Here is a 10,971-nt window from a genome sequence, read left to right as displayed (position 1 = left end):
CTATATATATACAGAAAATTTATTTATACTTAATGATAATACAGATATGGTTTCTCAAGAAAAAATAAAAAAAATAATATCATATATACATAAAAACTATCAAAATAATATAACTTTAAAAGATATATCTAATATTGTATATATGAGTCCTAACTATCTTTGTAGTTTTTTTAAAAAATATACAGGTCTTTCATTTAAAGAATATCTAAATCATTATAGATGTGAAAAAGCTGCAAAGCTAATTTTAAATACAGATTTGAAAATTCTTGATATAGCTCTTTTATGTGGATTTGATAATATAAGCTATTTTATACGTAAATTTAAAAGTATATATGGTTGTACTCCGAAAATATATAGAAACCTTATATAGAAACCTTATATATAATTAATTATAAAAAAGCCCCATATAAAATTATGGGGCTTTTAAAATATTAAATTTTAAATCATATTTTCTAATTTTCCATGTTTTTCGTATCTTGTAACACGGCTTATTTTATTGTCTTCATCTACAAAAACAACCTTTGGAGGATTAGACTTTATTTCTTCCTGTGTCATCTGACAGTAACACATAATAATTACTTTATCTCCTGTCTGAACACATCTTGCTGCTGCTCCGTTTAAACATATCATGCCACTTCCTCTTTCTCCAGCAATAGTATATGTCTCAAAACGATTTCCGTTATTAACATCAACAATCTGTACTTTCTCATATTCATAAATTCCGGCAGCGTCCAAAAGGTCTTCATCAACAGTAATACTTCCTACATAATCAAGTTCTGCCTGAACAACTGTGGCTCTGTGTATTTTTCCTTTTAACATTGTAAAATTCATAATGTTTCCCCTTTATTATTTTTATCCTTCGTATATAAAATTATCTATTAATCTTGTTTTTCCTATGTAAACAGCCATTGCAACAAGTACAGGAGGTTTCATTTCAGATATAATTTCTATTGAATTTGCATCAACAGCCTTAACATAATCTATTTTTGCTAATGGCTCTGTCTCTATTAATTTTTTCATTTCAGACACAATTTTATCTGCACTTTTTTCACCATTTTCAGCTAATTCTATACCTAATCTTACTGCTTTACTTAATATAAGAGCTGCTTTTCTTTCTTCTTCATTCAAATATGTATTTCTTGAACTTTTTGCAAGACCATCTTTTTCTCTTATAATAGGACAACCTACTATTTCAATATCAAAATTCAAATCTCTTACCATACGTCTTATAATTGCCAACTGTTGTGCGTCTTTCTGGCCAAAATATGCTCTATCTGGAGTGACAATATTAAAAAGTTTTGATACAACTGTGCACACACCTCTGAAATGTGTTGGTCTTGTTTTTCCACAAAGCTCATCTGATAAACTTTCCATATTTACATATGTATGAAAATCTTCAAAATACATTTCATCAGGTTCAGGATTAAATAATAATGCTGCACCTGCTTCTTCACAAAGTTTAGCATCTCTTTCCAAATCTCTTGGATATGTAGCTAAATCCTCATTAGGTCCAAACTGTACAGGATTAACAAAGTCACTTACAACTACCACATCATTTTCTTTATGGGCTCTTTCAATTAAACTTTTATGACCTTCATGAAGGTAGCCCATAGTTGGAACTAAACCAATAGAAAGACCTTGTTTTTTCCACTCTTTAACTGAATTTCTTACTTCTGAGATTGTTTTTACTATTTTCATTATATATTACACTCCTTAATATAACTTATTTATTATGTCGTCTGAAATTGCAAATGTGTGTTCATCAGATGGGAATTTACCATCATTAATTTCTGCAATATATTGTTTAAAAGCTTCTGTCATTATTTCGCCAACATTTGCAAATCTCTTTACAAATTTAGGAGTGAAGTTTGAAAACATACCCAACATATCTTGATATACAAGTATCTGACCATCACATTTTCTTCCTGCACCTATACCGATAGTTGGTATTGATATTGAATTAGTGATTATCTCAGCTAATTTTTCTGGTACACATTCCAATACAACAGCAAAAGCTCCTGCTTCCTCAACAGCTTTTGCCTCCTCAATTAATCTTTTAGCATCTTCCTCATTTTTGCCCTGAACTTTAAATCCACCAAAAGCATTTACTGACTGTGGTGTAAGTCCAATATGAGCCATAACAGGAATAGAGGCATTTGTTATTGCTCTTATCTGATTACAAACAGTAGCTCCACCTTCAAGTTTTACAGCCTGACAACCGCCTTCTTTTATTAATCTTCCTGCATTATATACTGCTTCCTCAACAGAAACTTGATATGACATAAAAGGCATATCTCCAACTACAAGGGCATTTTTTGCCCCTTTTGATACAGCTTTTGTGTGATGTATCATATCTTCCATTGTAACAGGCAAAGTATCATCATATCCAAGAACAACCATTCCAAGAGAGTCACCGACCAAAATTCCATTAATGCCAGACTCATCAATAAGCTTTGCTGTTGAATAGTCATAAGCTGTAAGCATTGAAATTTTTTCACCTTTAGCTTTTTTATTTTTAAAGGTTGATACTGTGTTTTTCATTGTTAATTACCTCCATAACTTTTGAATAATCTCTGTTTGGATGTTTTTCTTCCCCTATACCCACAAGTTTTTCTGATAAAAGCAAATAAATCATAAGCAAATTTTCTTTTGATTTTAAATCAGACCTGTTTTTTATTGAACAAATATGCTTTTCTATTGTTGAAATATCACATCTTTCTATTGGTCCTGTAAGTGAATCAACAGGTCCTTTCTCTGTCAAAGATTTTGCATTTCCAATAAATAAATTTGAAAGTGCTTTTTGTGCAGTTTCTTTGTCAAAGCCGCAGCTCTCTAAAATATCCACACCCAACGAATAGAGACCTGTGACAAGATTGCTCACAACAACTGCTCCACAATGATAAAGACTTTTGTTTTCAGGAGATGTAACTATAACTTTACTTCCTGTATTTTTAAATATTTCAACAATATCATTGATATGCTCCTTAGAGCCTTCAACTGTAAAATAGGCATTGCTCAACTCTTTGTATGAGTTAAATTTGCTACTTATGGCATATAGTGGATGTACGGAATAAACACATGCACCATATTTATAAGCATCAAAAAAAGCGGCCGATGATATCGAACCGCTACAATGACAAATGTTTTTATTTTTTATATCTAGATTTTTCATATTTTCCCATATTTCACCAATAACACCATCAGGCACAGTAATAAAGACAGTATCGCTATCTTTTAAAAGATTTTTAATACTATCATAGGTTTTTGTGTCTGTAAAATCTGCTGCCATTTTGGCTGAATTCTGTGATTTACTGTAATAGCCAGTTATATTCACACCATGTTCTTTTAAATATTTACCCAGAGAAAAGCCCACTTTCCCTGCACCAATAAATCCTATTTTCATACCGTTCACTCCTTTCAAGGTTGTGACAGCATAAAAAATCTAGATAAATAAAAATTCGTTCAAATTCATATGAACAAAAATAAAAAAATAAAAATAAATAATCAAGGTATAGTTTCATTCCGAATACCATCCAAAAATTACTATATCATTTTAATAATGATTTGTCTATATATTATTTCAAAAGTATTAATTAATAAACATAATTAAACTAAAATAAAATATCCCTTAATCATAAGGGATATTTTTGTATTACACATAAATTATTATTCAACTTATTTTTGTACTAATAATTAATACAAAAACTATGTTGTAATTTATTTTAAATTTGTTTCAAAAAAAGATGTTATCTTATCAAAAGGAATTGCATTTTTTCCGCCACCATCATATAAATCAGTATGAACTGTATCTGGAATAATCATAAGTTCTTTATTATCTTTATAATTATTATCCTTTATCATATTTGCAAAAGCATCTTTACTAAAATAACAAGAATGTGCATTTTCACCATGTATCATTAATACAGCACTTCTAATTTCATTACTATACTGTAAAATAGGCATATTCATAAAAGACATACAACCTGTAATGTTCCAACCATTATTGGAATTAAGAGAGCGTTTATGATAACCACGAGCAGTTTTATAGTAATCATAATAATCTTTTACAAAAAATGGTGCATCCTCAGGTAATGGGTCTATAACTCCACCACCCTGAACATAATGACCTTCTTTATATTCTTTAGTTCTTTGTTCGTTTAAAAATTTTCGTTTTTCAAAACGTTTTTCTTCACTATTTTCAGAATCAAAGTAACCATTGGAATTTACTCTACTCATATCATACATAGTTGAAGTTACTGTTGCTTTAATTCTTGTATCTATTGCAGCAGCATTTAATGCTAAACCACCCCAACCACAAATACCGATAATACCAATTTTTTCTGAGTCAACATTATCTTGAACAGATAAAAAATCAACTGCAGCTTGAAAATCTTCTGTATTTATATCTGGTGACGCCATATATCTAGGTTCTCCACCACTTTCACCTGTAAAAGATGGGTCAAATGCAATAGCAATAAATCCTCTCTCTGCCATTGTCTGTGCATATAAACCAGAACACTGTTCCTTTACTGCACCAAATGGTCCACTTACAGCGATTGCTGGTAATTTTTCTTTAATATTTTTTGGCTCATATAAATCTGCCGCAAGTGTAATTCCATATCTATTATGAAATGTTACTTTACTATGATTTACATTATCACTTTTAGGAAATACTTTATCCCATTCTTTTGTCATATTTAATTGTGTCATAGTACATCACCATCTCCTATTTTATATTTGTTATTCAACTTCTCTTTCTAAATTTTTATAATTATAATCTTAATGTCTATTATCAATATATTTCACATTATCTCTATAAATTTATTATATAATGATTTTTATTAACTCAGAATATCCAATATGTTATCATTGTATAAACTAAAAGTTAATACTATAAATATTAAAAATTTTTTAATAATAAAAAAGCAACACTATAAATATAATGTTGCTTTTTATAAATGAAATTTATTATTTTATAATCTAATGTCACATATTGTTGCTTCAATATTTGCTGAATTTTCAGCAAAAAATTCAATTCCGCAACTTTCTTTTTTAGCATAAATTCTTGATGTAAAAACTTCTAATCCATCATTTACAAAAATCTCTACACTTGAACTATCCATAAAAATTTCTAACTGTAAATCTTTTTCATTAAATGAACATTTTCTAACACTGCCATACTCAACAGCATACTGAATTCCTGAATTGCTTCTATCAAATACAAGTTCTGAATTTAAAATATCATAATAGAATAATGTTTCTTCATTATCTCCAACTCTTAATTTGATGCCTACTTTATCTCCAATTATATCTGTGAATTTACAATTCAAATAATAAATATCGCCTTCAAATCCATCAAATCGAGCATTTCCCTTTATTGTATCACTAATAGTTATAGGATTGCATTTAATATTATCTAACTCAGAAATAGGTCTTTGATATAATCTATTATTTTTAATAGTTAATTCTCTTGGTAATGTGAGACAATGTGCCCAATTATTTTTTTCTGTTACACATTCTACACCTGGTAATCCAAGCCAACCTATAAGAATTCTTCTTCCTTTATTATCTTTCATTGTCTGTGGTGCATAAAAATCAAATCCACGGTCAAATTCATTGTATATATCACTTGTTACAACTGGATTAGAAAAATCAATTTTATCTGTTAAAATATATCCAGATGGGAATATATTATTATATTCATTGCCTGATTTTTCTTGTCCTTGTGAACAAAACATTATAATACCTTTATCATCAATTTCAAAATAATCAGGGCATTCCCACATAAAACCGCCTTTATATGGAATGTTAACTTCACCCATTAACTGCCAATCAAATAAATCTTTTGAACGATAATAAACAATTCTTCCTTCATTGTTTGTATTTTCAGCACCTATTAAACAATAGTAATATCCATTTTGTTCAAAAACGTTAGGGTCTCTAAAATTGTCTGTATATCCTTCTGGTGAGTCTATAATTAAAGGTTTATTATATTTATTGATATTTCCGTCCTTATCCATTGTTGCCAAGCATTGATATGGTTTTCTTATCCAATCTTTATCTCTTGTATTTCCTGTATAAAATAAATATAATAAATCATCTTTTACAAAACCACTTCCAGAAAAAACTCCATGACTTTCATATTCAGTATCAGGAGATAAGCCTATACCTTTATCTATCCAATGAACCAAATCTTTACTAACCATATGATACCAATATTTTATTCCGTGTACAGGTCCAATAGGAAACCACTGATAAAATATATGATATTCTCCATTATAATATGAAAATCCGTTAGGGTCATTAAGCAAACCTGTTTTAGGCTGAATATGATATTTTTGTCTATAAATACAAGAATTAACACTTTCCATTAAATCCTCATACTCTTTTCCTGTAATATCTTCCAACCTTCTATATCTTTGTTCTCTTGTCCACTCCATATTACATAACTCTCCTAAATATAATTAAGAATTACTATTTTGTTTTCTACCAATTGTTTTAGCAAATATAATAGTTATTATAAATGAAGCAACCATTGCAATAACTGTTGAAATTAAGAATTGTACCATACAATCTGGTCTTATACAAATAACACCAATAACTCCACAAGGTCCCTGTGATACTGATAAAACTTGCATAAATGTTGCATAGGCTGCACCAATACCACCACCTAATAATGAAGCAAAGAATGGATATCTTAATTTAAGATTAACACCAAATATTGCTGGTTCTGTTATACCTAATAATGCAGATATACCTGATGCAGATGCAACACTGCGTAATTTACTATCTTTTTTCATTAAATACATAACTGCAAAAGCTGCTGCTCCCTGAGCACAGTTAGCACAAGCGACAACTACGAATGTAGGAGAACCTCCTAAAGTCTGAATGTTTGCAAGTATCTGTGTTTCTGCTGTTACTAAACTATGATGCATACCTGTAATAACTAATAAAGGATATGTAACTCCATAAATAAATCCACCTATTCCACCTAAGTCAAAGAATAACCAAATTACAGCATTTGTCATAGCATCACCAACTGTACGCATAACAGGTCCAATTGCAACAAATGTTAAAGCTGCTGTAATTAAAACTGATAAAAATGGAGTAAGTATATTATCTAACATTGCAGGTACGATTTTACGTAATCTTTTTTCTATTACAGCTAAACAAAATGCTGCTACGATAACAGGTAAAACTGTTCCCTGATAGCCAACTTTAGCAATTTGTAATCCAAAAACATTCCAATATGGAACAGTGCCATCAATAAGAGCTTGACCATAGCTATATCCATTTAATAAATCCGGGTGTATCATAATTGCACCAATAACAGCACCTAATATAGGTGTGCCACCAAAAATTTTGGCTGCTGAAAATCCAATTAATACTGGTAAGAATGTAAATCCTGCATTAGAAGCTAAATTTATTATTGAAGCAAGGTCTGCAATTTGAGGATGTGCTTCAACTAATGATTTTCCAGCTATAAACATACCTTGTGCAGTCAATATGTTATTAATACCCATCATTAAACCTGAAGCAACCAAAGCTGGTAAAATAGGTACAAATACATCTGCTAAAAGTTTTAATACTTTCTGTACAGGGTTCATTTTTTTATCAGCTATTTTTTTAACTTCATCTTTTGTCATGCTTTCAATGTCAGCAATCTTAATAAATTCATCATATACTTTATTTACAGTACCAGTTCCTAAAATAATCTGAAACTGTCCACCATTATTGAAACTACCCTTAACAGCATCAATTTCTTCAATTTTATCTGTCTGAATTAAATTATCTTCTTTTAAAACAAGACGTAATCTAGTTGCACAGTGTGCAGCACTTATAACATTTTCTTTTCCACCAATGTGTTCAATAATTTCTTGTGCTATTTTTTTGTAATCCATAGTTATCCTCCTTTTTTATAAAAGCATTTTTAAACCTACATAAAAAACAAATTTTTAATTCTTAACCTCCCCATATATTTTTTATTTATAATTTTCATAATAGTTTTAAAACTATAATTAAATTCAAATTATTTCAATTAAACATTTATAGAAGGAATATAGCACCAAATATAAAATAAATTTAATGGTTTGGTGTTTTAAAATAACCCGTAAAGTAACCGATTAAGTAACCGGTTACTTTACGGTACAATAATACTACATATACATAGTATTGTCAACAATTTTTAAACCTTAATTTTAAACAAAAAAACACCATAACCAAATATATAAAAAATTAACTAATTGGTTATGGTATTTTATTAATCTGTTGTATTTCTTTTTATAAGAACAGGAGCAATTTGTTTGTGAATAGGTTCTTTTAAAGGTATTGGCTTTCTTTTTTTCATTTCAGTCATCTGTAATACAAGTAAATCCATAGCTGTATTAGCTATTTTATCTATTTGCTGTGCTATGGTAGTTATTGGAACTACAGCTTCACTAGCTATAGGAGAATTGTCAAAACCTACAATACGATAGTGTTCTGGTAAATTACCGTATTTTTGAATAACTAAATTAAGAAATATATTTGCATAAGTATCATTAGATAAAAATATTCCCTTTTTTTGACCTAAATATTTTTCGTCTATTTCATTAAATATATTTTGCATTTTTGCAAACACTGATTCGTAATTATAACCAAAGTTTTCTCTAATCAATTCATACTTTGCATTATTATTATCACATACATCAATAAAAGCTCTTATTCTATCATATGAAGGCACATACTCGGGAAAAATATTATTGATGTGAATTAAAACATCACAATTATTTTTTATAAGTAAGTCAGTTGCTTCAGATGCTCCAGTATAATTATCTGTATCAACACTGCACACATATTTAGCTTCACGCTCAATAGTTACAACAGGTATATTATATGATTTAAGTTCTTCTGAAGATATAGTATTACTTAAAACAATAAGACCTTCTATTTTATATGCTAAAAGTTCTTGTATATATTTTCGTTCAACTTCTTTTTTATGATTTCCTATAAAAACGAGAAATTTGTAATTATATTCTTCATAACTTGCTAAAATTTTATTTAACATCTCAGAATAATAGTGAAAATATAAATTAGGAATAATAATTCCAACAAACTCACTTTTTCCATTAGCTAAAACTTTTGCTAACTTATTTTTCTGATAGCCTAATTCTTCCAAAGCTTTTGCAATTTTCTCTTGATTTTCTAATGTAAGTGAATCAGGATTATTAAAATATCTAGAAATAGTTGTTTTTGAAAAATTAGTATATTTTGCAATATCCGCAAATGTTACTTTTTTCCTTTCCATTTATAATACCTCTTTTAAATAATTTTAATATAGTATATCAATTTTAAACAATAAAATCAATTAAACTATAATAATTATAATAAAAATAGAAATAAATTTAACTATAATTTTTTAAATTAGGTTTACCTTTTGTTATCTGAAACTTACTAATTTCTATAAACCCATTTCTTCTGCTTTTTTAATAAATCCCCTTACATTTTTGTTGCCTGAAAAATCAAAAAATCCCTCTTTGGGCTCATGTATAATATCATTTATTACCAGATAATTCATAAGCTATATAAAGTAAAGTTAAATTTAAAAGAGAGTCTATTATAAGACGATACTATTTTTATTTACCATTTTATTCTAAAATTATATAAATTTAGTAATCTTGCAGTTTGAATTTTACCCAAAATATGCCAAATTTAATTTATAAAAAAAAAGCTGTCACTAACGTGACAGCTTTTATATACTATCGTTCCATTTCTAATATTTGTTTATTATTATTATATTTTTTATAATATATTCCGCCTCGCCGATGTCCATAATGGTCAGGTCCCCCGGTATTATTTTTTAAGGAAATTAAAGCATTTCTGTATTTTAACGCTTTCTCAATATCATCAGTATTTTTCAAAATTCCATATTCCACATAAAACTCTGCTATGTATGCATCTACGCTTCTAATATGGTCAATAACTTTTATATTTTCATAAATTTTTTAATAAATAATAGAACAAAAAAATATTTTTAAGACTATGAACAATTCTTTGAATTGCTGCTACTATTGAAAGAGGATAGTTTAATGCAAGACTTTTAATAACTTATTTTTCTGTGACCTATTTCAAAAAATTCAGTTTTGCTGTACTATCTGAACAGAAAAATATATCTAAAAAATGATAGAAAACAGATAAACTGTATCAAATAGAATTTTAACAACTATATTTACGATTGATTTTGTAAAACCGATTTTCCATAATTACATCCAAATAATAATCCTGCTAACATAAGAGAAGCACCTAAACCTGTATAAAATACAGCAATAAACTCCTCTGGTGCAATTCCACTTTTTCTTAATCCTATACCACCAGTTATCATAACTGCCATAATTATAAACGATTTTCCATCAAAAAATTTTAGAAAAAAGTGTCTTTCCTCTAAATAGGCATTAATTCTGGCAGTATGCTTTTTCACTAATTTTCCAAAAATAAATATCTGAAAGACAGTAAAAACTAAAACTGATAATAATAAATTGATTATAGATAAATAGCCTATATAAGTCATAATCCCTATACTAAGGATATTAAATCCTGCTAAGCTCCATACTAGACATGCTAATAATAAAAGTGTATTTCGTTTTACTTTCATAGTATTCCTCCTTTTATTGAACATTGTTCATTTTATTGTATAAAAAAATCCCACTATTTTATGAATATTATCTGATATGCCTACAATACATATATATGATATATCATCAACGTCATAATCCAATATATTTAATTGGCTTGATATATCACTTATTAAAGGAGTATTATTTATAATAAGCTCTGGTTCACTGGCATACACCATTTTACTTAACAATAATGTACATATTATAGAATATATAAGTTTTTTCATAAAATCACTCCCCATCACTAAATATATTTTTATTTTATCATAATTTAACCTAAAATTTTTTAATTTTCAAAAATTAACCATTTATATTATAC

Annotated in this window: 12 protein-coding genes; 1 reads left to right on the top strand and 11 read right to left on the bottom strand. The window is 28.2% G+C overall.

The genetic code is table 11. The annotated features are described in order from the left end of the window. Nucleotides 1–370: helix-turn-helix transcriptional regulator (locus tag B5E58_RS12560; RefSeq protein WP_143597273.1), on the top strand; the 370-nt coding region annotated here is incomplete at its 5' end. A 68-nt stretch (nucleotides 371–438) separates the two neighbouring features. On the opposite strand, the gene panD is transcribed toward B5E58_RS12560, so the two are convergent. The 11 genes from panD to B5E58_RS12510 form a co-directional block, all read right to left on the bottom strand. Next, nucleotides 439–831 carry an aspartate 1-decarboxylase gene (panD, locus tag B5E58_RS12555; RefSeq protein ID WP_088110000.1) on the bottom strand — a complete coding sequence of 131 codons (393 nt, stop codon included), beginning with the start codon at nucleotides 829–831 and terminating at the stop codon, nucleotides 439–441. A gap of 21 nt (nucleotides 832–852) precedes the next feature. Then, nucleotides 853–1,698: a pantoate--beta-alanine ligase gene (gene panC, locus B5E58_RS12550; RefSeq protein WP_088109999.1), complete on the bottom strand. Its 846-nt coding sequence runs from the start codon at nucleotides 1,696–1,698 to the stop codon at nucleotides 853–855. Between the two features lie 15 nt (nucleotides 1,699–1,713). Further along, nucleotides 1,714–2,541 carry a 3-methyl-2-oxobutanoate hydroxymethyltransferase gene (panB, locus tag B5E58_RS12545; protein WP_088109998.1) on the bottom strand — a complete coding sequence of 276 codons (828 nt, stop codon included), beginning with the start codon at nucleotides 2,539–2,541 and terminating at the stop codon, nucleotides 1,714–1,716. Next, nucleotides 2,516–3,412: a Rossmann-like and DUF2520 domain-containing protein gene (locus B5E58_RS12540; RefSeq protein WP_275532740.1), complete on the bottom strand. Its 897-nt coding sequence runs from the start codon at nucleotides 3,410–3,412 to the stop codon at nucleotides 2,516–2,518. Before B5E58_RS12540 ends, panB begins: the two co-directional genes overlap by 26 nt. 305 nt (nucleotides 3,413–3,717) lie before the next feature. Further along, entirely contained in the window at nucleotides 3,718–4,710 is a 993-nt protein-coding gene (locus B5E58_RS12535) for an alpha/beta hydrolase (RefSeq protein ID WP_088109996.1), read from the bottom strand. 263 nt (nucleotides 4,711–4,973) lie between these two features. Then, on the bottom strand, nucleotides 4,974–6,440 hold the full coding sequence (locus B5E58_RS12530) for a glycoside hydrolase family 32 protein (protein WP_088109995.1): 1,467 nt from the start codon (nucleotides 6,438–6,440) through the stop codon (nucleotides 4,974–4,976). Nucleotides 6,441–6,464: 24 nt separating this feature from the next. Then, nucleotides 6,465–7,901, bottom strand: coding sequence for a sucrose-specific PTS transporter subunit IIBC (locus B5E58_RS12525; protein ID WP_088109994.1), 1,437 nt, complete (start codon nucleotides 7,899–7,901; stop codon nucleotides 6,465–6,467). 359 nt (nucleotides 7,902–8,260) lie between these two features. Further along, nucleotides 8,261–9,286 (bottom strand): LacI family DNA-binding transcriptional regulator, encoded by a 1,026-nt coding sequence (locus B5E58_RS12520; RefSeq protein WP_088109993.1) that lies wholly within the window; start codon nucleotides 9,284–9,286, stop codon nucleotides 8,261–8,263. Between the two features lie 451 nt (nucleotides 9,287–9,737). Further along, a complete protein-coding gene (locus tag B5E58_RS13550) occupies nucleotides 9,738–9,914 on the bottom strand; it encodes a hypothetical protein (RefSeq protein WP_158097765.1) in 177 nt (58 codons plus the stop codon). 293 nt (nucleotides 9,915–10,207) lie between these two features. Next, a complete protein-coding gene (locus B5E58_RS12515; protein ID WP_088109992.1) occupies nucleotides 10,208–10,630 on the bottom strand; it encodes a hypothetical protein in 423 nt (140 codons plus the stop codon). Nucleotides 10,631–10,657: 27 nt separating this feature from the next. Further along, nucleotides 10,658–10,879, bottom strand: a complete 222-nt coding sequence (locus B5E58_RS12510; RefSeq protein WP_088109991.1) for a hypothetical protein — start codon at nucleotides 10,877–10,879, stop codon at nucleotides 10,658–10,660. Nucleotides 10,880–10,971: the final 92 nt, after the last annotated feature.

Origin of the sequence: Tyzzerella sp. An114 (genome assembly GCF_002161055.1) — a bacterium.
Taxonomy (GTDB): domain Bacteria; phylum Bacillota; class Clostridia; order Lachnospirales; family Anaerotignaceae; genus Fimicola; species Fimicola cottocaccae.
The sequence above is the reverse complement of the archived record's forward strand: the minus strand, read 5'-3'. Positions and strand labels throughout refer to the sequence as shown.

Excerpts from the sequence above, each read along its gene's own strand:
- panD (WP_088110000.1), bottom strand. The coding sequence starts at position 831 with ATGAATTTTACAATGTTAAAAGGAAAAATACACAGAGCCACAGTTGTT.
- panC (WP_088109999.1), bottom strand. The coding sequence starts at position 1,698 with ATGAAAATAGTAAAAACAATCTCAGAAGTAAGAAATTCAGTTAAAGAG.
- panB (WP_088109998.1), bottom strand. The coding sequence starts at position 2,541 with ATGAAAAACACAGTATCAACCTTTAAAAATAAAAAAGCTAAAGGTGAA.
- B5E58_RS12535 (WP_088109996.1), bottom strand. The coding sequence starts at position 4,710 with ATGACACAATTAAATATGACAAAAGAATGGGATAAAGTATTTCCTAAA.
- B5E58_RS12530 (WP_088109995.1), bottom strand. The coding sequence starts at position 6,440 with ATGGAGTGGACAAGAGAACAAAGATATAGAAGGTTGGAAGATATTACA.
- B5E58_RS12525 (WP_088109994.1), bottom strand. The coding sequence starts at position 7,901 with ATGGATTACAAAAAAATAGCACAAGAAATTATTGAACACATTGGTGGA.
- B5E58_RS12520 (WP_088109993.1), bottom strand. The coding sequence starts at position 9,286 with ATGGAAAGGAAAAAAGTAACATTTGCGGATATTGCAAAATATACTAAT.
- B5E58_RS12515 (WP_088109992.1), bottom strand. The coding sequence starts at position 10,630 with ATGAAAGTAAAACGAAATACACTTTTATTATTAGCATGTCTAGTATGG.
- B5E58_RS12510 (WP_088109991.1), bottom strand. The coding sequence starts at position 10,879 with ATGAAAAAACTTATATATTCTATAATATGTACATTATTGTTAAGTAAA.